Here is a 24,207-nt window from a genome sequence, read left to right on the forward strand (position 1 = left end):
AGAATGTGCGGAGACCGTGCTGCTGGACACTCTGCTGGCGGTGCGGCGCCGCAGCGAAGCCCTGATCGCACCGCTGGAACCGGAGGACCTGATGCTCCAGGGGATGGCAGATGCCAGCCCCCCCAAATGGCACCTGGGCCACACCACCTGGTTCTTTGAGACGTTCGTGCTCCAGCCCCACGCCCCGGGGCACCAGGTCTGCGATCCCCGCTGGAGTTTTCAGTTCAACTCTTACTACGAGGCCCTCGGGGCCCGTCATCCCCGCCCGCAGCGGGGCCTGCTCAGCCGTCCGCCCATCGGCGCAGTGCTGGCCTGGCGCCATCGGGTGGATGCCGGGCTGGAGGTACTGCTGCAGGATCCACCCAAGGGCGTGATCACCCTGGTGGAGCTGGGGCTGCAGCACGAACAGCAGCACCAGGAACTGCTGCTGATGGATCTCCTGGATGGCTTCCACCGCCAGCCTCTGGAACCGGCCTACAACCCAGAGAGCGAATTGACCCTCCAAATGGAGCCTGACCAATGGCTCCCCTGCCCCGGCGGTCTGACGGAGATCGGCCACCGGGGTGATGGGTTTCACTTCGACAACGAGGCGCCGCGGCATCGGGTGTGGCTGGAGCCGTTTGAACTGAACAGCACCCTGGTAAGCAACGCCGCCTTCGCTGCTTTCATCGACGACGGCGGCTACCGGCGCCCCGAGCTGTGGATGAGTGAAGGCTGGGCACTGGTGCAAGGGCGCCAATGGCAGGCGCCGCGCTACTGGCGGGGGGACAATGACGAATTCACCCTGGCGGGCCGCCGCCGCCGCGACCCCAAGGCACCGGTCCGGCATCTGAGCTGGTTCGAGGCGGATGCCTTTGCCCGCTGGAGCGGAGCCCGTCTTCCCACAGAAGAGGAATGGGAGCACGCTGGAGACCTGCATCGCACGTCCATGCAGCATGCCCATCGGGCGTTGTGGCAATGGACCTCCAGTGCTTACAGCCCCTATCCCGGTTTTCGTCCGGTTGAGGGAGCAATCGGCGAATACAACGGCAAATTCATGAGTTCTCAGATGGTGCTGCGGGGCAGCAGCTGGCTCACCCCTCCTGGCCACGAACGCAACAGTTACCGCAATTTCTTCCCACCGGACAGCCGCTGGATGGCCGCTGGCATCCGTCTGGCCCGATGAGCATCACCCTGATCGACCTGCACCCGCCCCAAGCAGATCTGCAGCGCCTGGTGCAGGACGGATTGCAGCGCAACCCTCGGCAACTGCCGGCCTGGATGCTGTACGACGCCGAAGGATCACGGCTGTTCTCCGAGATCTGCCGACAGCCGGAGTACACCCTCACCAATCGTGAGATCACGCTGCTGGAGCAACACGCTGACGCCATCGCAGCCGTCACCGGCCCCGGACTGGTGGTGGAGTTCGGCATCGGCAATGCCCGCAAGGTGGATCCGCTGCTCACGGCCCTCGGCAGCGGCGTCTTCGCCGCGTTGGACATCAGCCTCAGCGCGCTGGAGGAGGCCCTCTCCGGTCTCGCCACGAGGCACCCCAACACCACCATGGTGGGCATCTGCTGTGACCACACCCGCCTGGAGCAGCTGCCTCAACATCCCGCCCTGCAGGGCCAACGGCGTATTGGATTTTTTCCCGGCAGCTCCCTTGGCAACTTCACACCGAACGAGGCTGTGGACTTCCTCCGCAATGCCCGACAGCTGCTCGCCGGAGGTCCACTGTTGCTGGGGTTGGATCAACCCCGCGATCCGGCCTTGATGGAAGCCGCCTACGACGATGCCGCCGGCGTGTCCGCTGCCTTCGCCAGCAACCTGCTGCGACGACTTAACCGCGACCTCCAAGGCGATGCCGATCCCAGGCAGTTCCGCTATCGGGCCCGCTGGCAACCGCAGGAACAGCGGATCGAAATGGCTCTGGTGAGCACACGCGATCAGACCGTTCACCTCGGCGGAGAGGCCTGGTTCTTCCGCAACGGCGAGGCCTGGATCACCGAACACAGCGTCAAATATTCGCCGGAGGCCGCGGCCGCCCTTGCGGCCCGAGCCGGCTGGCGGATCGAGCGCCGCTGGGAAGATCTGCATCAGCAGATCGCTCTGCATCTGCTTCTACCGGCAGACTGAAATCAGGAGCACACGGCGGCATGAAAACAGACGAACGACGCCAGGCGATCAAACGGCAGCGCGAGCAACTGATCCAGGACCTGGAAGCCGTCTACATGGCGGCATTTGATCGCCTGGGTGAACTGGAAGGAGAAGTGGGCGAGGTCAAAGCAGCGCAGCTCACCCAGATGATCCTCAATTCCAAAACGGCCGCGATTGAGCCCCTGGAGAAAGAGATCGAAAAACCGGTGATCACCACCCCGGGCGAGGCATGAGCAACTGGCTGGAGCAGTTGGAGCGGGAGCTGGACGCAAAACTCTCCGCTTTTCTCCGCAACAACCCCGTCCAGGACAACCTGTTCAGCGAGCAGCATCTGAAGGATCGGGCCGGTGCTCTGCAACGACAACGCCAGCAATTGCAGAGCGAAGCGAAACAGCAACGCCAGCAGCTACTGCGGCTCGCCGAGGACGTGCGGGCCTGGCGTAGCCGGACGGAGCGTGCCAAGGCAGCCGGAGCAGCCGATCTAGCCGGGCGAGCCGAACAGCACCTCACCAGCCTGATGAACCAGGGCCGCGCACTCTGGGCCGACCTGGAGGATCTGGGACGCCGCTTCAACGAGGTGGAGCGACAGCTGGAGGAGCTTCACCAGCAACAGCAAACGCCCAATCCTTCAACACTGGAGAAGGACTGGGCGTTGTTTGAAGCGGAACAGGAGCTTGAACAACTGCGCCGCAATGCTGGACTGACGTAAATCAGGCCTTGGGAGCAGGTGGTTCCAGGCTGACACCCTCGGGCGGAGGCGTTGGATCCGGATCGGCGATCAGCATGTGCTGCAACACGATTTCAGGGCGCTCACTGTCACGCCAGCGGATGCGGTATGCAGGCATTTTGGTGCCGCGGCTGGTGGTCTGCTCCACAGGCTCCATCACCCATCCCCGGCGGGAACGGCCCTGGGGATTCCGCTTGACCACGGCATCAGCGTGCTTGAAGCGAAACCCGACGCGTTCTCCACTCATGGGGATAAGACCATGCCACTCCTCCCATTATTCCACTGAGGGTGGTTCTCCCTTGCGGGACTCCGGCCGGAGCAGCGGGAAGGCGATCACATCACGAATCGAAGGGCTGTCGGTGAGCAGCATCACCAGCCGGTCGATGCCGATGCCCAACCCCCCAGTGGGGGGCATGCCCACCTCAAGGGCCATGACGAAGTCCTCATCCAAGCCCTGGGCTTCCAGATCGCCCGCCGCCTTGCGCTCCTGCTGGGCCTCCAGGCGCTGGCGTTGATCAACTGGATCGGTGAGTTCACTAAAGGCATTGGCGTGCTCCCGGCCAACGATGAACAACTCGAAACGTTCCACCAGTCCTGGCTTGCTGCGATGGGGCCGGGCCAGGGGCGAGATCTCCACCGGGTAATCGGTGACGAAGGTGGGCTGAATCAACGTCGTCTCCACCGCTTGCTCGAAGGCCTCATTGAGCAGACGGCCCACCGAGTCGGCCAGTTCAGGGGCATGCAAACCCTTGGCGGTCATCGCCGCCGCTGCCTCCTCCCGGCTGCTGAAGCTGTTGAAATCAAGCCCCGTCGCGTCCTGAACGAGCTCGTGCATTGTGGCGCGCCGCCACGGCGGTGCCAGATCGATCTCGGTGCCCTGGTAGGTGATGGTGGTGGAGCCGCAGACCTCCTGGCACACCGCGCTGACCATCTGCTCGGTGAGCTCCATCATCCCGACGTAATCGCTGTAGGCCTGATAGATCTCCACCGAGGTGAACTCAGGGTTATGGCGGGTGCTGACCCCCTCGTTGCGGAAGATCCGGCCCAGCTCGTAGACCCGCTCAAAGCCGCCCACCACCAGGCGCTTCAGATGCAACTCCGTCGCGATCCGCAGGGTGAGGGGCAGATCAAGGGCATTGTGATGGGTCTCGAACGGTCGCGCGTCAGCACCACCGGGTTCGCTCTGCAGAACAGGGGTCTCGATCTCAAGAAAATCCCGCTGATCGAGCCAGCGACGGATGCCGCTCACCAGGCGGGCCCGGCGCCGGAAGGTCTTCCGGCTGTCGGGGGAGACCACCAGGTCCAGGTAACGCTGGCGGTAGCGCTTCTCCACGTCGGCCAGACCATGCCACTTGTCGGGCAGGGGCTGCAGTGCCTTGGTGAGCATGCGCCAGTCGCTCACTTTCACCGACAGCTCGCCACGGTCAGTGCGACGCAAGGTACCGCTCACCCCCAACCAGTCGCCGCTGTCCACCAGAGAGGTGATCTGTTTGAACCATCCCTCCTGCTGTGCCTCCAGACCTGCCTTCTCCAGGAACAGCTGAATGGATCCCGTCTCATCGGCCAGGGTGAAAAAGGCCAACTTGCCCATCACCCGGCGTGTCATCACCCGTCCGGCCACGGAAACACTGACGTCCCGTTCCTCACCCTTGGGCAGATCGGCATGGGTCTCCTGCAGCTCAGCCATGCGATGGCTGGGGCTGAAGGTGAGGGCATAGGGGCCCTGCCCCAACCCCTCCAATGTCTTCGCCTTCTCAAGACGGGTGTCGCGCAGCTCAGACACAGCAGCAGATCAGTCGGGCGCCATCTTGCCCGCCCGCGGGTTGATCAACCTGCCGCGGAGGCTTCACCCATGCGCTGAGAGGCATAACCAATACCCCGCACCGTGAGAATCAGCTCTGGATTGCGGGGATCAGGCTCCAGTTTTCCGCGCAAACGCGCCACATAAACATCCACCACGCGAAGGTCGGCTGCACGACGAGGGGGATATCCCCAGAGCTGCTCCAAGATTTCGGCCCGGGGCACGACATGGCCGGGGTCGCGGAACAGCAACTCCAGCAGGCTGAATTCCGTGTAGGTGAGGTTGATGCGCTCCGTTCCACGGGTGACCTGGCGTCGGTTGGTGTCCACCACCAGATCGCCGAGCCGCAAAACGCCCTGCCCTGTGGGCAATTCACGACTTTCAACAACGGCATTACCCCGCCCCACCCGGCGCAAAATGGTGGCGATCCGTGCCTCCAATTCCTTAGGGCTGAAGGGCTTGGGCAAGTAGTCATCGGCGCCCAGATCCAAGCCTGCTACCCGCTCGGAGATCGCTTCAACCGCGGAGAGGAAAATGATCGGCACGCAGGATTCGGCTCGCAGACGACGGCAGACCGCGAAGCCATCAAGCTTGGGCAACATCACATCGAGCACCACCAGATCGGGGGACTCGTTGTGGAACATTTCAAGGGCCTGCTCACCGTCCTCAGCACAGATGACGCGGTAACCCGACAACTGCAGGCGCATCACCAGAACGCGCCGGACCGCAGCCTCGTCATCAACGACAAGAATGGTCGCTTTCGGTTGTGAGGGCAAGTCGCCCGTCATCCGAATCAAACCCTTAACGAGCTGCAACCCTACAGGTCAGGAGATGAAGATCGACGCAAACGCCCTGCCGCGCAGGTCGTTTACCGATTGTCTTAAGGATTGCGTCCAGTTTCGGGCCAGCGCGAACGGGCGTAACGGTTCCATTCCGACGCAGCAGCTGCTAAGGCTTGCGCAGGTGTGACCTGGCCCAACATCGCGCGCTGCATCTGGGTGTAGATGATCTTCTGTAGACGCTTGATTCCCGGCAACGCCGGGACAAGAACCCGGGCCCGATCCAACGTGCTGGCCGACAACAGACGGGCCTGGCGAATCTGACGCTCAGCGGCTGAGTCGGGCCGTTCCTGTTCCAATTCAGCACGCACCCGAGCCAAAGCCGCCACCGACGAGGGGAGAACACGGGCCTCGCGGGCGAAGCGGGCCTGATTGGGAGCATTGGTGAGATAGAGAGCAAGATCCACAGCATCCTGAGCGCGCTGGCTCTGCCGCGGCACCGCCAGCGTCATCAAGGCCACATTGGCAGTGCCATCAGCACCGGTCACGGGGGGGTGGGGCTCCGTGACCGCGGCCACCCGTGGCGCGTTGGTCTGAATGCTGCGCAGAAATTCCGCCCCCGTGGCCGCCAGGGCCAGATCACCGCTCTGAAACAACTCGATCGCCCGACGTTGCCCCTGACTCACCACCTCCCGGGGCAACAGACCCTCCTGGTAGAGATCACTCCAGAACCGGAAGGCCCGGCGACCCGCCGGACTGTCGAAGGCAGCCCGGCGCTGGGGATCCAGCAGGGTCACCCCCATCTGCACCAGGGTTTCCAGAAGCTCGGCCGAATCATCCGGAACCGTGGTGAGGAACAGGCCGTAACGGCCCGTACGCTCACGGATGCGGCGAGCGAAGGCAGGAACCTGATCCCAACGGGTTGGTGGTGCTGCGACCCCTGCTTGATCCAGCAGCGCCCGATTCACCAGACTCAGCCGAACCGTGAGATACCAGGGCACCGCAATCTGGCCCGCATCGGGCTCGCGGCAAGCGTTCCAGACCGAGGGCAGGTAGCGGCCAGCTGCACCATCCGGCAGCAATGGGGTCAAATCCGCCAGCCCCCCTTTGCTGGCCAGATTGGCCGCGAATGGCGGATTGAGGTTCACCACATCTGGGGCGGTTCTCGCAAACACCGCCGCCAGCAACTTGCGTTCCACCGACCCCCAGGGCAGATCCGTCCAGCGCACAGGCTCGTCGGGATAGCGACGGGTCCAGGACCCCAGAACATCCTCGAAGTAGGGGTTGAACTTGGGGGCCAGTTGCAGCGTCCACAACTCCAATGGCCTGGTCTGTGGCGTCCGTCGGCCACAGGCCGCAAGACCCATGGCCGCTGCCCCCAGCAGCAGATCCCGTCGCGTCATCGTCATGAGGGAACCCTCCTGCGCCACAACAGCAACTGCAAGGACACCAACACCGGAGCCAAGAGTCCCGTCACCAGGGCCTGACACCACAGAGTCTGCAGACCCCAGCTCTGGGTGAGGGGATCCATGACTCCGCCTTGACGCAGCCAGAGTTGCAACAGCAACGACAGGCCAAGGCCCACCGAACCGAACCAGGCCAACAACCCCAGATTCAAGCTGCGTTGGATCGGCGCCGCACGTCGCCCCAGACGTCCCCACCACCAGCCCAACAGCAGAAGGGCTGGCACCTGACTCACACCGCCGAGATTGAGGCCATCCAGCACCAGGCCCAAGGCCACCCCCGCCAACGCTCCCGACACCGGGCCATCCACAAGAGCCCAAGGCAAAAGCCAGAGCACGCCCCAGGAAGGACCGACCCCATCAATGGCCAGCCAGGCCGGAGATGCCATCGCCATCAACGGCACCACCAACGCCGAGGCCACGCAGATGGGTTGGCGATGCAGACGCGTCATCTCAACGTGTTTGCACCTGCACCCAGTCGATCGCTTCCGGTGCAGCGATCAACTGGACCACCGCTGTAGGAGCCGGGACGGCCTGCTCATTCACCGACTGGATCACTCCTACAGGCACGTTGGGGGGCAACAGCGTGCTGGCGGGCGATGTGGCGACAAGATCCCCCGGCTGGACATCCGGATCCTTGTCGATGAAGCGGAGCGACAGGCGGCTGCTGCCACGTCCCACCAGCAGCCCATGGCGGCGGCTGCGAGGCAGCCAGACACCAATCTCATGACCAGGCGCAGTGAGCAACTTCACTCGAGCCGTGGCAGGGGTGACGCTGGCAATGCGCCCCACCAAACCACCAGGCCCCAGCACGGCGTCGCCCTGAGCCAGGCCCTGCAACGAGCCCTTGCCCAACTCCAGTTGCTGCCACCAACCCCGTGGTGAACGGGAAATCACAGCGGCAGGCACCTCTCCCTCGGCTGCACCTTGCTGCTGAAGCTGCAGCAAAGCGCGCAAACGACGGTTATCCCCTTCCAAGAGCTGCAGGCGGGAGCGCTCCTCCAGGTCGACCGCGGCCGTGACCCACTCCCGCTGGGCAGAACCGGGCCAGAAGGGGCGACTGAGCAGCGCATAGGCATCGCTAAAACCGGCTCCCTTGCTCAGGCGTACCAGCAACAGACCGGCCACCAGCAGCAGCCAGGGGGTGAGTTGCCCCAATCCACGCCAGCGGCTTTTGCCGGGACGAAGCGTTGGGGCCATGGCTTCAGGCGCCTGCGGCGGAGCGAACAAACTCCGGGGTATCCACCACCCGTTGCAAACGCTTCCAGTCCTCCAGCACCTGGCCGCACCCGTTCACCACACAGAGCAATGGGTCTTCGGCGATGTGCACAAAGATGCCGGTCTCGTCGCTGATCAGGTCGCTGATGCCCCGCACCAGGGCGCCGCCGCCGGCCAGCATGATGCCCCGATCAACAATGTCGGCCGCCAGCTCGGGTGGGGTGCGCTCCAGCGTTCGCTTCACCGCCTCAACGATCACATTGAGGGGTTCGGCGATCGCTTCGCGCAGGTCACCGGCCTTGAGGTTGATGGTGCGGGGCAAACCGGAGAGGAGATGCAGACCGCGCACATCCATCGACTGCTGATCGAATTCGTCGTCGGGGAAAGCTGAGCCGATGCGGATCTTGATGTCCTCGGCTGTCCGTTCGCCCACCACCATGTTGTGCACCTTTTTCAGATAGACCCCGATGGAATCGCTGATTTCATCGCCGGCGACACGCACGGATTCACTCAACACCGTTCCACCAAGGCTCAACACCGCCACCTCGGTGGTGCCGCCACCGATATCAACGATCATTGTGCCGACGGGCTCGGTGACTGGAAGGCCTGCACCGATGGCCGCCGCCACCGGCTCGTCGATCAGGTGCACCTCGCGGGCCCCAGCCATGCCGGCTTCTCGCACAGCACGACGCTCCACGCCGGTGACACCACTGGGAATGCCGACCACGAGCCGAGGAGCCATGATGCCGCGGCCCTCATTACCTTTGGTGATGAAGGTTTTGAGCATCTGCTCAGCGGCATCAAAATCGGCAATCACCCCATCGCGCAGCGGTCGGACAGCCCGGATGTTTCCAGGAGTGCGTCCGAGCATCAACTTGGCTTCATCACCCACAGCCATGGTGGTGCCACGCTCGAGGTCCAGAGCCACAACGGAGGGCTCCTGCAACACGATGCCCCGACCGGAAACGTAGATCAGGGTGTTGGCGGTGCCCAGGTCGATGCCGATGTCGCGCGACAGCTGGAAACGACGAAAGAACACAGACACCGCAGTCGAGACCGCCGGATCATAGGGGCGTTCTCAGCCGTTGCCTGTTACACCCAGCGGCTTGGGTGGAACTCCTTAGAAGCAGTCACCCAACCGGTGCCGCATCATGAATCCACATTCAGGAGATGAATTGTCTATGGGCGTTAATTCCGTCACTCTCGTCGGCCGTGCAGGCCGAGATCCCGAAGTGCGTTACTTCGAATCCGGCAGCATGGTGGCCAACCTCACCATGGCGGTGAACCGTCGCAGCCGCGACGATGAACCCGACTGGTTCAACCTGGAGATCTGGGGCAAGCAGGCCCAGGTTGCTGCGGATTACGTGAAGAAGGGCTCCCTGCTGGGCATCATCGGCAGCTTCAAGCTGGATCGCTGGACCGACCGTGCCAGCGGAGAAGAGCGCAGCAAGCCAGTGGTCCGTGTGGATCGGCTCGAACTGCTCGGATCCAAACGGGACAACCAGGAGGCCACCGGCAGCTTTGGCGGCCAGGCCTCCGATGAGGACATCCCCTTCTGAGCCTCCTTCCCAGGTAATCCCGCGCCGGTGCTCAGTCGGATGACTGGCTCCGGCGCCAGATGCGCAGACCCAACCAGATCGTGCCCGCCAGCACCGCCACCACCAGCAACACCTTCACGGCTTTGGAGACAGGGTCAATCCAGAGCTCGACGTTGCTGTAGCCCTCTCCAAGAACCATGCCAGCCACGGTGAGCAGGGCCGTCCAGATCAGGCTGCCGGCGGTGGTCCAGAGCAAAAACGGGGCCATCGGCATCATTTCGATGCCAGCTGGAACGGAAATCAAGGTGCGAATCCCCGGCACCAATCGCCCCCAGAACACCAGGGCAGTGCCGTAGCGGCTGAACCAGCGACGGCTGCGGGCCAACTCATCGGCACTGATGCCAATCCAACGGCCGTGGCGCTGAAGCCAGGCTTCGATCCGTTCCTCGTTGATCAACCGTCCGATCCCGTACCAGGGCAAAGCACCAAGGACGGTGCCCAGCAAACCGGCCAGCACCACGGGCACCAGATCCAGCTGACCTTGCTGCACATAGAAGCCCCCGAGGGGCATGATCAGCTCGGAGGGAATCGGCGGGAACAGATTCTCGAGAAACATCGCCGCGAAAATCGCGGTGTAACCCAGCCACTGGTTCGCCTCCACCGCCTGGCCGATCAACTCCGGCAGCTGTGTGATCAGATCAGAAAGCCCCATGGAGACTGCGCTCGATCGCGCAAGTCTTCCATGGGGCCGTAACGATCAGGTTCCGATCCGCTGGATCGTGATCAGTATCGGTAGTGGTCGGGCTTGTAAGGGCCTTCCACGGGCACATTGATGTAGTCGGCCTGATCCTGGCTGAGCTCGGTGAGCTTGGCCCCGATACGACCGAGGTGAAGGCGAGCCACCATCTCATCGAGATGTTTGGGTAGCACGTACACCTCCTTGGCGTACTCATCGCCTTTGGTGAACAGCTCGATCTGCGCCAACACCTGGTTGGTGAAGGAGTTGCTCATCACAAAGCTGGGGTGACCGGTGGCGCAGCCCAGGTTCACCAGGCGACCTTCCGCCAGCAGGATGATTCTGTTGCCGCTGGGCAGGGTGATGTGGTCCACCTGCGGCTTGATGTTCTCCCACTCGTACTCCTTGAGGGAAGCGACATCGATCTCGTTATCGAAGTGGCCGATGTTGCAGACGATGGCCTCGTCCTTCATCTTCACCAGGTGCTCGTTGCGGATCACCTGGTAGTTGCCGGTGGCGGTCACGAAAATGTCCATGTCTTCCACCACGTCCTCAAGACGGACAACGCGGTAGCCCTCCATAGCGGCCTGCAGCGCGCAGATCGGGTCCACTTCCGCAATGCAGACGGTGGCGCCGAGACCACGCAGAGACTGAGCTGAACCCTTGCCCACATCGCCGTAGCCGATCACCAGGGCCTGCTTACCCGCCACCATCACGTCGGTGGCGCGCTTGATGCTGTCCACCAGGGACTCGCGGCAGCCGTAGAGGTTGTCGAACTTACTCTTGGTGACCGAGTCGTTGACGTTGATGGCGGGGAAGGGCAACTCACCGCTCTTCTGCATCTTGTAGAGACGCGCCACGCCCGTGGTGGTCTCCTCGGTCACGCCTTGGATCTGCGCCTTGGTGCGGGAATAGAAGCTGGGGTCCTGGGCCAGCTTTTTCTTGATCGAAGCGAACAGGAAGGTCTCCTCTTCGTTGCCGGGGTTGTCCAGAACCGTGATGTCCTGCTCGGCCTTGCTGCCCAGCATCACCAGACCGGTGGCATCTCCACCGTCGTCCAGGATCATGTTGGGCGAGCCGCCGTCACCCCACTCGAGGATGCGGTGGGTGTAATCCCAGTACTCCTCCAGGGTTTCACCTTTAACGGCAAAGACCGGAATGCCCTGGGCGGCGATGGCCGCAGCGGCGTGGTCCTGGGTGGAGAAGATGTTGCAGGAGGCCCAGCGCACTTCGGCCCCGAGTTCCACCAGGGTCTCGATCAGAACGGCGGTCTGAATCGTCATGTGCAGGGAGCCGGCGATGCGGGCACCCTTGAGGGGCTTCTCGCTGCCGTACTTCTCGCGCAACGCCATCAGACCGGGCATCTCGGTCTCAGCGATGTCGAGTTCCTTGCGACCGAAATCGGCCTGGTTGATGTCGGCGATGACGCAATCAACGCCGAGCTTCAGCTCAGCCGGGGACGTGAGCGCTGCCACCATGGTTTGAATGCTCCCTAAAGCAAACGTGGAGTTGAATCTCTGCAGAGACGCCGAGGCTTCGGGCTCGCTTGGTGCGGACTCTACACAGCAGATCTGGCGTCTTGAGACCCTTGAGACGACACGAGCGCTGGGGCAATGGCTGGCGCAAAACCTGCCCACGGGCAGCATTCTGCTGTTGAGCGGTCCGCTGGGAGCCGGCAAAACATCACTGGTGCAGGGCCTGGCAGCAGGCCTCGGGATCACCGAACCGATCACCAGTCCCACCTTTGCCCTGGCACAGCACTACCCCCAGGGGACACCGCAACTGGTGCACCTCGATCTTTATCGCCTGGAGCACCCAGCCGCCGCCGATGAACTCCTGCTGCAGGAAGAGGAAGAGGCGCGCGCGGCAGGGGCGTTGATGGCGGTGGAGTGGCCCGAACGGCTTGGTCTCGACCTCCCGGACGCCTGGCGGCTCGAGCTGCGTCACCAGGACGAAGGCCGACTGGCTCAGCTCACCTCTCCCAGAAACGCCTCCACCTGAGCCTCCTTGGGCTGGGGGTCAATGCCGCCGGCACCGCCGCAGACCAACGCGCCACAGGCGGCCGCAAAGCGGATGCGCTCCTGGGGCGGGGACGACCATCGGTGCAACAAGCCAGCCGTGAAGGCATCGCCGGCACCAGTGGTGTCGACGACGGTGGGGGGCTGAAAGGCGAACTGCTCGCCTGATTCGGCCCCCAATTGCCATCGCACCGGAGCCGCTCCATCGGTCACCACCACATCCGGCCGCTGTGGCAACGCCTGCTGGATCGCGCCGGGATCGTCGCTGTTGAACAACCAGAGCGCTTCCTCCCGCGCCAGCTTGATCAGGGCCGCCCGGTCCAGGAGCGGTTGCATCGCCGCCAAGGCCGCAGCGGACGGCTCAGCCCCAGGATCAGCGGAGGCATCCCAAAACGTGGGGCGCCAATTCACATCAAGGGCAATCGCCGTGCCCAGGCTCTCGGCCTGGTGCACGGCCGAGAGCAGAGCCGAGGCCGAAGCGGGTGTGGCCAGCGGAAGCGTGCCGATCAACAACCATCGGGCCTGGGGCAGGGGTGCCGGCTCCAGAGCCTGATCCGCGAAGCCGGCCCCTTGATCCCCGGCAAAGCCCTGAAACTGCCGTTCTCCATCCCGAGCACGGCGCACCAACACGATGCGGCTGGGGCGCTCGCCATCCCGCTGCAGCAGCGTGGTCTCAACGCCACGCTCAGCAAACAGATGGGAAAAGGCGTCACCAATGGCGTCCTGCCCCAATCGACCGGCAAAAGCCACCTCTGTACCCAGACGGGCCAGGCCGCAGGCCACATTGGCCGGAGCACCGCCCAGACGATCGTCCACGGGGCGATCCACCGCTGGATCACCACCAGGCGGGCCAAGCCGATCGATCAGGGCTTCACCAAGACAGACGACAACGGGAACAAGCGCCATCTGACCGCAGGTGAACCTTGCCTAAGGGTGGGCAGAGCTGTCCAACCTGCCAAGCAGCGCCTCAATGATTCGTGCATTGGCCGCTGGGAAGGCGTAATTGACCAGGTCTTCCGGCAACACCCAACGCACCTGCTGACTGGCGAGAGGCTGCGGCTCCCCCGACACCCAGTCGCAGAGATGCACGACGAAGCGCAGCTTCTTGTGGCTGTAGGCGTGATCCACCGTGATCAGTTCATCGCCGACCGTCACGGCGATACCGAGTTCTTCCTGCAGCTCACGGACAATGCAGGTGTTGATCGTTTCGCCTTCTTCCTGTTTGCCACCGGGAAATTCCCACATCCCCCCGAGCAGGCCTTCCTCGAGCCGCTGATCGATCAACACCTCCCCTGCAGCATTGAGCACAACGCCCACTCCAATCACCTGGAAGGGCAAGGGTTTGGCAGCGTCGGTCACGGGCCAGGGGCGGGGATCGCCGGAAGCGTAAGCAGCACAGCGCAACCGCCAGGGGCAACGTTCGCAGGAGGGAGAGCGTGGCGTGCAGAGCGTGGCCCCCAGATCCATCAAGGCCTGGTTCATATCCCGGGGCCGCACCGGATCCAGCAACGCCTCACTCCAGCTCCAGAACAGCGCGTCATCGCGAGCCGGCGGGCGCGGATGGGCCGTCAATCGCGCCAACACCCGTTTGACGTTGCCATCCAGGATGGGCAGCGGTTCATTGAAGGCACTGGAAAGAATGCTGCCGGCGGTGGTGCGGCCAATGCCCGGCAAGGCCATCCAGCCCTCAAGGTCTCGGGGCCAGGGTCGGCCCACCAACATTGACGCCGCCTCATGCAGACGGCGAGCACGGGCGTAGTAACCGAGGCCCTGCCACTGCAGCCGCACCTCATCCAGAGACGCCGAGGCCAGGGCCTCCACCGTGGGAAACGTCGCCATCCAATGCGTCCAGTAGGGGAGAGCCACGGCCAACTGGGTCTGCTGGAGCATCACCTCAGCGATCCAGATGCCGTAGGGGTCGAGCTGTTGATCCGCTTCCGGCCATGCCCCGCACGCCAGAAACATCCAAGGCTTTTGCAGGGGATCCCGCCGACCATGGACCTGCCACCAAAGGATCAGGTGTTCGGCCAACGAATCAAAGCTTTCAGATCCCGAACATGGACTGATCAAAGGACTTTCAACACTTCAGGACTTAGTCGTAGACGACAACCAGACCTGCAGAGGGTGGCTGCATCAAGGCCTTGATCTCAGGTTTTACGGACATCTTGAACTGCTTCCACTGGAGGCTGCCGATGATCTGTAGCGCTGCAGCTTCGGCCAGACGCTGACCTGCTTCCACATCACTTGGATAGTGCATCCCGCAGGTCACACGGGCGGCCATCCCCTGACGGCCCACCTGCAACAAACGCTGTCTGCGTTCCGGCAACAAATCAGCAAGCAGCAAGCAGCAAGCAGCAAACTTGTCGTGACATACCAAGTGGAGTGGCCACTGGGGTAACTCTCGGAGTATTCCCGGGGCAAACAAGGCGTCAGATCTCGATGGGAAAGAAATGGTCTAGGGCGCCCGATTGCGTTTTTGAGCTTGTTTTTTACTTCATCGACCAGATGAACAAACTGCGGAACACCCGAGCGAATCATGACTGTTGCCAGCGCAAAACATCCAGATCACGCTTCAGCGCCTGACTGCCCCGCGCCGATGGTGACCCAACCACATTGGCCAAAGAAGAGAAATCCATTTGAAAGCCATCGTCCGGATTAGCCGCCACAGGCTGGATGAATGCTGTCGAGCCGAAAACAAAAACACTTCAAGCGCCGACCATGCCACTAAGGCCACGAAGCGCCATCAGTGCAAGGCTCCAATAGCAGCCATATTAATGCAAGTCTCACGTCATTCAATCAACCCTTTTTGACATTAAAAATCTGCAATCAGCCGCCAGAAGAAACAAAAAACACTTGTCGCAACTGAGCAGCCCCAATGGTTTTTAAGTGTTTGAAATGCTCCGGGGCAACGTCTAACGCTGATGGGGAAGCGTCTGAGACTCTGCACTGGGCTTCAAGGACGAACAGGCCGAAGCAGGGCCAGGGCTTCTGCCCGATGCTGACCGCGCCAAGCCCATGTCATCGTCCAGCCGCAGTCGGCAGCGACCGACTCGATCCAGCCACGCCGTGCCGGCCAGTCACATCGCTTCAGGTGATCGATCACAGCATCCCGCTGCTCGCCGGACAGACCGGGCCACTGCTGCACCCTGGCGACATAACGCTTGAGATAGTCGTCCCGCGATTCATCTTCCTCCTGAAACACATCCGTCCACACCAGCAGCCCGTCGTCAGCAACGCGCCGACGCGCCCCCTCAAGGAAACGACCCTTATCGGAATCGCTGAGGTGGTGAATGGCGAAGGCGGAGTGAATCAAATCCACCGGTTGCTCAGATTGCGCCACGGCCCAATCGAGCAGATCCCCACACCTCCAGTGGCAGGGGAACCGGGCCGCCCCCATCTGGCGCTCGGCCAGGGGCAGAACAGAGGCCGCCAGATCAATCCCTGTGTAGGAGCGCAAAGGCAACGAGCGGAACAGGGGCGCGAGATGGGCGAGATCACCACAACCCAGATCCACCAGAGCGACGGATGTCCGCCAGTCCCCGCGTTGATCGCACCAGTCCCTGAGTGCAACAGCGGTCGCGTCGGCAACAGCGCGGTGCTCCATCACATCGTGGTTCAGAACCTTCCGGAAGGTTTGCCATTGCTGTTCGAACAAGGTCATCGTGCCCGGCCCAGACGCAGGCCGAACACCAGGGAGGCCAGGGTGAGCGCCAGAGCGACAGCGCTGAAGCGCGGCAATCCCCAGCTGGCGATCAACACAGGCGAGAGGGCGGTGACCAATCCACCGCCCAGGAAGGGTTCGAACAACAGCTGCTTGAACGAAAAGGCTTCCATGGCCCGACTCCGTCCCAGGGGGTCGGCCATGCGCAGCAGCAGCAGGCCAGTGGCCGTCACCCCGGTTCCCTGGCCGAAGTCCGCGATCCCTCGCTCGAACCAGTGATCGCGGAAAATCCGCGGAGCCAGCACGAGAAAAGCAGCGATATTCCAGGTGAGACCAACAACTGCGAGGGCGACAAAGGGAAGCCAGTTCTCCTCCAGAAGCGGCAGATTGAGACTGGCCATCGCCGCCGTGATCAGCAGATCCATGGCCACAGAGCCGAGGCTCGCCTGAGCCAGCGGCGAAGCCAGACCGGTTTGCCCGGTGCGCTGCAGCACAACCTGCACGATCAACCCGCCGACCATGGCCAGGGGGAACACGGGAATCGCAAGGATGAGATTGGCGGTCTCGGGACCTCCAAACCAACCGGCGAGGCCCGTGAGCAAGGCCTTCAGCAGGATGCCCAGGCCGACAGCGCCGCCGGCGAGCGCCACATTCAGCGTGAGGGCATCGATCGTCATCGACCGTGGAGCGTCTGGATCAACCGTTCCCGCAGCACGCTCCAGATTGAGTCGCTCCTCAGCAGACATCGGATCTACGGTGTCAAGCGCCTGTTGCGACCTGTTCACGCGCGCCAGCCATTGGCGGGCGCGGCCGATTACCACCAGGGTGCTGCCGAGCAGAACAGCAGTCAGAACACCCACCGTCGCCATGGCCAGACCGAGGGTCTCACCAGCGGGGAAACCCAGCTCGCGGAAGGTCGGGCCCAGACCGGCCGCAGTGCCATGGCCCCCTTCAAAGCCCACCTCGATCAGGGCCGCCATCAAGGGGCTGGTGCCAAACAGCGGCTGAAGCACCAGAAGCACCAGAAGCCCCCCCACCAGGTACTGCCCGAAACCGAGCACCATCCCGAACGCGGTCTGTCCGGCCGCACGATTCCAGATCACCCCTGGGCTCGGCAGCCTCTGGCCGAGAAACAAGGTTGCGAACACCAGGGAGATCAAGACGCCAGGGGCCTGGCTCCAGATGCGATACACCTGCTCGGGGAACACACTCCAGGGTCCGAAAGGACCGATCAGCAGACCAAGCAGACCGGCAATCAACGCCTCAGGGATGCCGAGGCGCCTAAGCCAGCCCAGATGTTGACGCAGCGCTGTGCCCACCAGGAGCAGTAGACAGAGCCCCGAAAAAGACAGCAGAACATCGAACAGACTGAGGTTCATCAGATCTCAACCCATGCAGGCAGGGTGCCACCGCTCGCCTCAGGCTGATGACTTTGGCATGTGAGCGGTCATGCCAGCCAGGCCGCCACTGCCACGCTGAGATGGATCAATTAACATATAGCCATATAAAATGCCTTTCTCATCGCCGCTGATGGCAAGGAGCTGAAAAAGAGAAGAAAGAAGCAAAGAAATTCAAATAGAGAGGGCACTATAAGGCAAATGCTTTTTGCCATACTTTCAGTCAATATGTAACACATTAACTGGTAAAATGAAAGGGCTTGAATGTTTATCCAGACTTGAAGAGGACTCAACTTTGCTAGAACCCAGGTATTTTTACCTTTAATTAAATCATTACAAATCACTGCTGATTTTGATATAATCATACGCGAAAAAGTGATCGCTTAAATAGGCATTATTCACGCAAAGTCGCCCCACACAAAATTGACATTCAATGTAAATGTCTCAGGCGATCTTATTCGAAGCCCTGATAAACGTGAAATTTTACTTGAACTGATTGCCTCCGCCTCCACCTAACAAAAAACTACAAATTGAAATTGTTGAAGACTCATTTGAAATAGAGGCTCATGTATGGATGTTTTTTCACATGCCTTGAATTGTTGAATATTAAAGTATATATCGATGACTTTGGCTTAGGCTTTGCATCAATCGACCGTATATTATCTCTTCCGATTTATGGGGTAAAAATTAGATGGCATTTTTGTTTCTGGGCTAGATGAGCGCGACCAGAAAAAAATAATTTCCTAGGTTCCATCGTCAAAGCTCTTACCAGTTCAGACTTAGAAGTTGTTACTGAAAGCATAGAAAATCAAGATCAGATTGAGTGGATTAAAAGTTTAGGTGTTTAAAAATACCAAGGCTATGCAATTTCGAAGCCAATCTCTTTACAGGATACGCTTGCATTCATCATGGCAAACGAAATCAAACCAGAAGCGATTATTGGTCGGAATAAATCCAGCAGAATGATCAATTCTTTAAGCTTTAGAAGTTTTCTGACAAAAACCCTTTATAAAATACCTTTTTACAGATCGTCGAGCTAAAACTAATATTAATCATTGGCGCTGATCAGCATCAAGAACACCTAAAATGATCAACGGCAAGTCACGTTATTTCCAGAATAAAGCAACGAATAATTGTTTGAGCATCACAATCATACAACTTGCATCCACGAACCATTACAAATCAACAACTAAGGCATCGAGCCAATGAAACCTTTATACGTTATTCTTGAAGATGGTATTTTTGAATAGTTCTACCATTGTATTGCTATTACTAGCAAGAGAAAGCTATAAATTCAATTTCAAAGGCTGATCAATGCGCGAGCTCTCAGTGTCATAGACTGAAAACTTGCACTGCAACCACGCAATTATACATCTAATAGCCACCTACTCATCTAAAATAACATTCAAAATATAAACTAGAGAGGAAAACCGACTTCACAACAATTGGCGAGGGTGACTCTGGGCTCGGCGGACAATTCTAATGAAGAAAATACGATTACATGATGAGCCAAGAAGCTCATCAGATTCAAAGACTAACAGTTGAGCTGAAGCTTGTCATAGCGAGTTCACGATGAATGAGCTCTGCAAACGATGGACTGTCCGGCCTACCACTCAAAACTCGATGAGGTAGATGTGTGCGGCCTGAGGGTTGACTTGTGCCAATACGGATGCGGGGGTATTTGGTTCGAACGTTTCGAGCTCAATCAAACCAACACAATCCACGCCCATACAATTCAGAATTTATTCAAAGCATCAACGGCAAAACATGATCAAAAGATCATGACCAGTCAAAGACGGTGTCCAAGAGATTCAACCATCATGCAACAGCATTACTACAGCATTAAAAAAGAGGTCGAGGTTGATACATGTCCTTGCTGCGCTGGCATCTGGCTCGATCGCCACGAATTAAACAAAATTCAGCAGCAGTATGAAAATGCTCGCGAGAGGGACGCAGAAGCGAACCTATTTATCGAGAAAGCATTTGACAAGATTCTTGCCACCCGATCAATCCCCTAATACCCTCCGATTCTCACGACACTCCATTTGAAAGCTCATAACCCATGATCAAGACCATCAATTCGAGGGTCTTCGTTGTCAATATGTCCTTCCAGTCTCCCTGATCAAGCGAACATTCAAGCCATCCCACCCTGACGACAACAACTCTCTCCACCAGGAAATTGCATTGAAACATGAACTCAAGCTTGAAATCCGATTGCCCCGATCGAATCTCAAGATCCCTACAGAAGCACTCAACAAGACAGACAGAGGCTTGCAGAAGCCATATCCTGCGCGCATTACAAGGTTCAAGAGTCAGGAATGCGCCGAGCTCATCAGCTCCTGGGCCAGATGCTGGTTGCAAGCACGTTGCTTGGAGGCATCTCGGGCTGCCTGTCGAAACCACCCCAAAAAACATTTCTTTCGATCCAGACGAGCCGGATCAAAACAGCGACGTTCTCTCCCGTCATCGAAGCGATCAGCCCGCTGGAATCCACCAGCAATGTGGCGGTGAAGCCCCAGGTGGCTGGCACCGTGGTGCAGATCCTGGCCACCGCTGGCCAACCGGTGAAAGCCGGCCAGGTGATCCTCGTGCTCGACAACGTTCAACAGAGCGCCGCCCTGGATGCGGCCCGCAGCGAAGCTCGGAAGGACATCCTCAACGCTGAACGCTACGACTATCTCTACAAGCAAGGAGCCGTCTCAGCCAAGGAACGCGATCGATACGCCACTATGGCCGAGCAGGCCAAGGATGATGTCCGCACCGATGCTGCGGATCTGGGCTACAAATTCGTGCGCGCACCCATTGACGGCGTCATCGGTGATCTGGATTCCGTGAAGCTTGGGGACTACGTCAAAGTCGGCCAGCAGATCACTGGCATCGTCGACAACTCGACGCTCTGGACCTTGATGGAGATCCCAGCCTCCGAGGCCTCAGCGGTCAAAGTAGGCCAAACGGTGAAGCTGGTGTCGCAATCAACACCACCGGTGAGCGGTGAAGGCAAGGTCACCTTCGTGTCGCCTTACTACGGCATCACCGGCAGCAGCAACGCTCCCAACACCTTGATGGTGAAAGCGGAGTTCCCCAACCTCACCGGGAAGCTCAAAACCGGCCAGTTTGTGGCCTCCGAAATCATCACAGGCAACCAGTCCCATCTCGCGGTGCCAGTGCAGGCCGTGATGATGCAGGCCCAGCAACCCTTCGTCTACAAGGTTGTTCCTCTCAACAAAGTCTTACCAAAGATCAAGGCTTCTCCGAACGCCTCCCCGAAAACAGTGAGCGAGCTGGAACGGTTACCGGCGGACACCCCGGTTGTGGTGCAGACCAAGGTGCAGCTGGGCGATCTTCAGAACAATGCCTACCCCGTGAAATCTGGGCTGAAAGCTGGTGATCAGGTGGCGATCAGCAACACCAGCCGCCTGCGCAGCGGGATGCCAGTGCATGTGAAGACCGGAGCGAACTGAAGCGATGTCTTTCTCCGACAACTTCATCAAGAAGCCTGTTCTCACCACGGTTTGCAGCATCCTGATCGTGCTGATTGGGGTCATTGCGATCCCCACCCTGCCGATTGCCAACCTGCCCAACATCGCCAATCCTCTGATCCAGGTGAGCGCGGTGTACAGCGGTGCCAATGCAGAGGTAACCGAGCAGGCGGTGACCAACCCGATCGAAGCACAGATCAACGGAGTGCCCGGGGTGGCCTACATCGCCTCCACGAGCGACATGACAGGCAACAGCACGATCAATGTCTACTTCGATCAAACGACCGACATCGACATCGATCAGGTAAACGTGCAAAACCGGGTCACCCTGGCGTCGCCGCAGCTGCCGGAGCAGGTGTCAAAAAGCGGTGTTTCGGTGAAACAAAGCAACCCTTCGATCCTGTTGGCCTACGAGATCAGTTCATCGGAGGGCCAGTACGACGCGGCTTACCTGAACGGCCTGATCTACGAACAGCTCTATTACCCTCTGTCGCGCGTCGAAGGCGTGGCCACAGTGGGGGTGCTTGGCGGAGCCAACCCAGCCTTCTGGCTGTTTGTCGATCCCGACAAACTCGCCGCCAACAAGATCACTGCTGAAGACGTGATCACCGCGGTGAACGCTCAGAACAGCGTGGCGGTGGGGGGCCTGGTGGGAGGGCCTCCGGCCTCTGGGGATCAGGCCTACACCTACCCGATCGTTGTAGAGAACAACGGCAACCTCATCTCCCTGGAGGACTTCAACAACCTGATCCTCAACCGCTCACCCTCGGGCAACCTGCTCAAACTCGAGGATGTGGGCGAAGTTCGCTACGGAACACAAAGCTTCTCCGTTCAGGGCATCGACAAAAACGGCCATGAGGCCCTGACTGTTGTGGTGTACCAGACACCCGCCAGCAATGCCCTGGATGTGTCCAAGGCTGTGGTGGAGCAACTCGACCAGTTCCGCAGTCTCGTCCCGCCCGGGGTGACGGTGAATCAGATCTATGACGTCGGCCAGTTCATCAAGTCTTCGGTGGATGGGGTAATTGATGCCCTCGGCCTGGCGATCGTGCTGGTGCTCGTGATCCTGTTTCTGTTCCTGCAGAACTGGCGGGCCACCGTGGTGCCCAGTCTGGCCATTCCGATCTCCCTGATCGGCACCTTTGCTTTCCTCAAGCTGTTCGGCTTCTCGATCAATCAACTCACGCTGCTGGGGTTGGTGCTGGCCACGGGTCTGGTGGTGGACGACGCCATTGTGGTGATCGAGGCGGTGTCGACCAACATCGAACAGGGGATGAAACCCCGCGAGGCCGCCCTGGCCTGCATGGGGGAGCTGTTTGGTGCGCTGATCGCGACAGCACTCGTGTTGATGGCGGTGTTCGTTCCAGTGGCCTTTTACCCCGGCGGCATCGGGATCATCTACAAGCAGTTCGCCCTGACGATCGCTTTTTCGATCGCCATCTCGGCCTTCAACGCCCTCACGTTTTCGCCGATGTTGTCGGGTTTGATCCTGCCTCGGGAGAAACCGCCCGAGCCGCGTGGAAGCTCCTGGATCGTTGTGGGTGTGATCGTGGGCCTGGCCTTCGGACGCTTCAGTGCTGCCGCCTTTGGCAGCTGGACCTACCTGGCCGGTGTGGGCATCGGCGCCGTGGCCGGAGCCAACCTGCCCAAAATCTTTGCGGCATTCAATGCCGGTTTTGATCGCCTGCAGCGGGCCTACGCCGCGCTGCTCACCCGGGTGATCGCCCTGCGCCAGCTGATTCTCGGCGGATTGGCCCTTGGCATCGTGATGACCATTTTCGCCTTCACAACTCTGCCCAGCGCCTTCATCCCTGATGAAGACCAGGGCTACGGACTCGGCTTCTTCCAACTCCAAAACGGCGCCTCCCTGGTGGAAACGAAGCGGCTCGGCATGAAGATCGCCGAGGTGCTGAGCGAGGAAGACGACGTGGTCAACGCCGGGATCATCAACGGCTACGGCTTCAATGGTTCCAGCCCTGACCAGGGCATCTTCTTCTTCGGGTTCAAGCCCCTGGAGGAACGCAAAGGCGCCGGCCAGAGCTCCGACGCGATCATCAAGCGGCTCAACACCAAGCTGATCGAACTGAGCGATGGCCTGGCAAGAGCATCAGGCCCACCAGCAGTGCCTGGTTTCTCCCCTCAGGGTGGGTTCTACTTCCAGTTCAACGACCTCAGCAACGGCCAATACAGCCTCAATGAACTGTCAGATCTGGCAAATCAACTCATCCAAGAGGGGAATGCCAGCGGCGACTTTTCCACGCTTTACACCCAATTCAATCCCAGCTCCCCCGCCGTTGGTCTGTCGATCAACCGCGACGTGATGGGCGCACTCAACGTCGACTATCAGGAGGCCATGAACAGCATCGCTGCCCTCACGGGCAGCAACTACACCGGGCTCACCTATGAGAACGGTCAAGTGCGCCAGATCTACGTGCAGGGCACACCGGATCAACGCCAGAGCATCGACGACGTGCTGGGTTACTACGTTCAAGATCGCGACGGCGGGCTGGTGCAGGTGTCGCAGTTCGCCGACGCCGAGCTGAGCAGCGCTCCGCCGGTGATCAGCCATTACAACCTCAACCGCACCGTGCAGATCCAGGGCGCGGAAGCGATCGGCAAGAGCAGCGGTCAAGCCCTGGCCAAGATTCAGGCGCTGTTCACAGCTGCCGACTTCACCAACATCGGCTCGGCTTTCACCGGGCTCGCCGCTTTGCAGTTGTCTGCCGGCAACGCCAGCGTGCTGGTGTTCGGCCTTGGCGTGTTGATCGTTTACCTGGTGCTCTCCGCCCAGTACGAGAGCTATGTCACGCCCGTGATCATCCTGGCCACGGTGCCGCTGGCCATGCTGGGTGCCCTGGCCTTCCTGGCCCTGCGCTCGATCGATCTGAACATCTATGCCCAGGTGGGCCTGGTGACCCTGATCGGACTGGCGGCCAAGAACGGCATCTTGATCGTGGAGGTGGCGGAACAGAAACTCGAGCAGGGTCTGAGCATCACCGAGGCGGTGGTGAAGTCCGCCGAATCCCGGCTGCGGCCGATCCTGATGACCGCCATCGCCGCCTTGGCGGGCTTCCTCCCTTTGGTGGTCGCCAATGGTGCCGGTGCCCACAGTCAGCAGTCGCTGGGCACCGTGATCTTCGGTGGCCTGGTGGTGGCCACGGTGTTGTCCCTCGGGGTGGTGCCACCGGTGTACGTGCTGGTGAAAAACCTCGAAAACCGTCTGTTCTCTCGCCAGGATGTACCGGCGTAGCAGG

24 protein-coding genes are annotated in these 24,207 nt (G+C 60.4%); 9 read left to right on the forward strand and 15 right to left on the reverse strand.

Annotated features, from left to right (window positions below; translation table 11 throughout):
- Positions 1-16: 16 nt before the first annotated feature.
- Genes egtB through KR52_RS01825 form a run of 4 tightly spaced genes read left to right on the forward strand, consistent with a single transcriptional unit; the run spans position 17 to position 2,845 of the window.
- Positions 17-1,165 carry an ergothioneine biosynthesis protein EgtB gene (egtB, locus tag KR52_RS01810; RefSeq protein ID WP_038551718.1) on the forward strand — a complete coding sequence of 383 codons (1,149 nt, stop codon included), beginning with the start codon at positions 17-19 and terminating at the stop codon, positions 1,163-1,165.
- Entirely contained in the window at positions 1,162-2,115 is a 954-nt protein-coding gene (gene egtD / locus KR52_RS01815; RefSeq protein WP_038551721.1) for an L-histidine N(alpha)-methyltransferase, read from the forward strand. Before egtB ends, egtD begins: the two co-directional genes overlap by 4 nt.
- A gap of 20 nt (positions 2,116-2,135) precedes the next feature.
- Positions 2,136-2,369, forward strand: a complete 234-nt coding sequence (locus KR52_RS01820; RefSeq protein WP_038551723.1) for a hercynine metabolism small protein — start codon at positions 2,136-2,138, stop codon at positions 2,367-2,369.
- A complete protein-coding gene (locus KR52_RS01825; protein WP_038551726.1) occupies positions 2,366-2,845 on the forward strand; it encodes a hercynine metabolism protein in 480 nt (159 codons plus the stop codon). The genes KR52_RS01820 and KR52_RS01825 overlap by 4 nt, the downstream gene beginning before the upstream one ends.
- 1 nt (position 2,846) lies before the next feature.
- On the opposite strand, the gene KR52_RS01830 is transcribed toward KR52_RS01825, so the two are convergent.
- The 7 genes from KR52_RS01830 to KR52_RS01860 all read right to left on the reverse strand — a co-directional run bounded on the left by KR52_RS01830 (position 2,847) and on the right by KR52_RS01860 (position 9,163).
- The gene (locus tag KR52_RS01830; RefSeq protein WP_006851112.1) at positions 2,847-3,110 is read right to left on the reverse strand and encodes a hypothetical protein; all 264 of its coding nucleotides are present in this window, start codon (positions 3,108-3,110) and stop codon (positions 2,847-2,849) included.
- Positions 3,111-3,137: 27 nt separating this feature from the next.
- Positions 3,138-4,646, reverse strand: a complete 1,509-nt coding sequence (gene lysS / locus KR52_RS01835; RefSeq protein WP_038551728.1) for a lysine--tRNA ligase — start codon at positions 4,644-4,646, stop codon at positions 3,138-3,140.
- A 44-nt stretch (positions 4,647-4,690) separates the two neighbouring features.
- A complete protein-coding gene (rpaB, locus tag KR52_RS01840; RefSeq protein ID WP_038551731.1) occupies positions 4,691-5,452 on the reverse strand; it encodes a response regulator transcription factor RpaB in 762 nt (253 codons plus the stop codon).
- 92 nt (positions 5,453-5,544) lie between these two features.
- Positions 5,545-6,852 (reverse strand): sugar ABC transporter substrate-binding protein, encoded by a 1,308-nt coding sequence (locus KR52_RS01845; RefSeq protein WP_038551733.1) that lies wholly within the window; start codon positions 6,850-6,852, stop codon positions 5,545-5,547.
- A complete protein-coding gene (locus KR52_RS01850; RefSeq protein WP_038551735.1) occupies positions 6,849-7,358 on the reverse strand; it encodes a hypothetical protein in 510 nt (169 codons plus the stop codon). Before KR52_RS01850 ends, KR52_RS01845 begins: the two co-directional genes overlap by 4 nt.
- A 1-nt stretch (position 7,359) precedes the next feature.
- Complete coding sequence (gene mreC, locus KR52_RS01855) at positions 7,360-8,106, reverse strand: rod shape-determining protein MreC (protein WP_038551738.1); 747 nt, start codon at positions 8,104-8,106, stop codon at positions 7,360-7,362.
- A 4-nt stretch (positions 8,107-8,110) separates the two neighbouring features.
- Positions 8,111-9,163: a rod shape-determining protein gene (locus tag KR52_RS01860; protein WP_038556710.1), complete on the reverse strand. Its 1,053-nt coding sequence runs from the start codon at positions 9,161-9,163 to the stop codon at positions 8,111-8,113.
- Positions 9,164-9,305: 142 nt separating this feature from the next.
- Between KR52_RS01860 and KR52_RS01865 the strand changes: the two genes are divergently transcribed.
- Complete coding sequence (locus KR52_RS01865) at positions 9,306-9,683, forward strand: single-stranded DNA-binding protein (RefSeq protein ID WP_038551740.1); 378 nt, start codon at positions 9,306-9,308, stop codon at positions 9,681-9,683.
- 31 nt (positions 9,684-9,714) lie between these two features.
- Here KR52_RS01865 and KR52_RS01870 read toward each other — a convergent pair whose 3' ends face one another.
- Both KR52_RS01870 and ahcY read right to left on the reverse strand, forming a co-directional pair.
- Positions 9,715-10,374, reverse strand: coding sequence for a DedA family protein (locus KR52_RS01870; protein WP_038551743.1), 660 nt, complete (start codon positions 10,372-10,374; stop codon positions 9,715-9,717).
- Between the two features lie 71 nt (positions 10,375-10,445).
- A complete protein-coding gene (ahcY, locus tag KR52_RS01875; RefSeq protein WP_038551746.1) occupies positions 10,446-11,876 on the reverse strand; it encodes an adenosylhomocysteinase in 1,431 nt (476 codons plus the stop codon).
- A gap of 31 nt (positions 11,877-11,907) precedes the next feature.
- Here ahcY and tsaE point away from each other — a divergent pair, with 31 nt between their 5' ends.
- A complete protein-coding gene (gene tsaE / locus KR52_RS01880) occupies positions 11,908-12,399 on the forward strand; it encodes a tRNA (adenosine(37)-N6)-threonylcarbamoyltransferase complex ATPase subunit type 1 TsaE (RefSeq protein ID WP_038556712.1) in 492 nt (163 codons plus the stop codon).
- Here the strand turns inward: tsaE and KR52_RS01885 are convergent.
- From KR52_RS01885 to KR52_RS01905, 6 genes are all read right to left on the reverse strand, one after another.
- Positions 12,366-13,322: a carbohydrate kinase gene (locus KR52_RS01885; RefSeq protein ID WP_038551748.1), complete on the reverse strand. Its 957-nt coding sequence runs from the start codon at positions 13,320-13,322 to the stop codon at positions 12,366-12,368. The two genes, tsaE and KR52_RS01885, sit on opposite strands and share 34 nt — an antisense overlap.
- Before the next feature lie 21 nt (positions 13,323-13,343).
- Positions 13,344-14,447, reverse strand: a complete 1,104-nt coding sequence (gene mutT / locus KR52_RS01890; RefSeq protein WP_038551751.1) for an 8-oxo-dGTP diphosphatase MutT — start codon at positions 14,445-14,447, stop codon at positions 13,344-13,346.
- 61 nt (positions 14,448-14,508) lie between these two features.
- Complete coding sequence (locus KR52_RS15040) at positions 14,509-14,742, reverse strand: hypothetical protein (RefSeq protein ID WP_253912431.1); 234 nt, start codon at positions 14,740-14,742, stop codon at positions 14,509-14,511.
- Positions 14,682-14,954 carry a phosphatase PAP2 family protein gene (locus KR52_RS15325; protein WP_071840144.1) on the reverse strand — a complete coding sequence of 91 codons (273 nt, stop codon included), beginning with the start codon at positions 14,952-14,954 and terminating at the stop codon, positions 14,682-14,684. Before KR52_RS15325 ends, KR52_RS15040 begins: the two co-directional genes overlap by 61 nt.
- Before the next feature lie 415 nt (positions 14,955-15,369).
- Positions 15,370-16,077: a class I SAM-dependent methyltransferase gene (locus KR52_RS01900; RefSeq protein ID WP_038551756.1), complete on the reverse strand. Its 708-nt coding sequence runs from the start codon at positions 16,075-16,077 to the stop codon at positions 15,370-15,372.
- Positions 16,074-17,456: a sodium/glutamate symporter gene (locus tag KR52_RS01905; protein WP_051834247.1), complete on the reverse strand. Its 1,383-nt coding sequence runs from the start codon at positions 17,454-17,456 to the stop codon at positions 16,074-16,076. Before KR52_RS01905 ends, KR52_RS01900 begins: the two co-directional genes overlap by 4 nt.
- Positions 17,457-19,066: 1,610 nt before the next feature.
- Between KR52_RS01905 and KR52_RS01910 the strand changes: the two genes are divergently transcribed.
- The 3 genes from KR52_RS01910 (at position 19,067) to KR52_RS01920 (ending at position 24,203) form a co-directional block, all read left to right on the forward strand.
- Complete coding sequence (locus tag KR52_RS01910) at positions 19,067-19,492, forward strand: zf-TFIIB domain-containing protein (RefSeq protein ID WP_038551762.1); 426 nt, start codon at positions 19,067-19,069, stop codon at positions 19,490-19,492.
- A 330-nt stretch (positions 19,493-19,822) separates the two neighbouring features.
- Positions 19,823-20,935 carry an efflux RND transporter periplasmic adaptor subunit gene (locus tag KR52_RS01915; protein WP_038556714.1) on the forward strand — a complete coding sequence of 371 codons (1,113 nt, stop codon included), beginning with the start codon at positions 19,823-19,825 and terminating at the stop codon, positions 20,933-20,935.
- Between the two features lie 4 nt (positions 20,936-20,939).
- Positions 20,940-24,203 carry an efflux RND transporter permease subunit gene (locus tag KR52_RS01920; protein WP_038551764.1) on the forward strand — a complete coding sequence of 1,088 codons (3,264 nt, stop codon included), beginning with the start codon at positions 20,940-20,942 and terminating at the stop codon, positions 24,201-24,203.
- The last annotated feature ends 4 nt before the right edge of the window (positions 24,204-24,207 follow it).

Origin of the sequence: Synechococcus sp. KORDI-52 (assembly GCF_000737595.1) — a bacterium.
In the GTDB taxonomy this organism is placed as follows: domain Bacteria; phylum Cyanobacteriota; class Cyanobacteriia; order PCC-6307; family Cyanobiaceae; genus Parasynechococcus.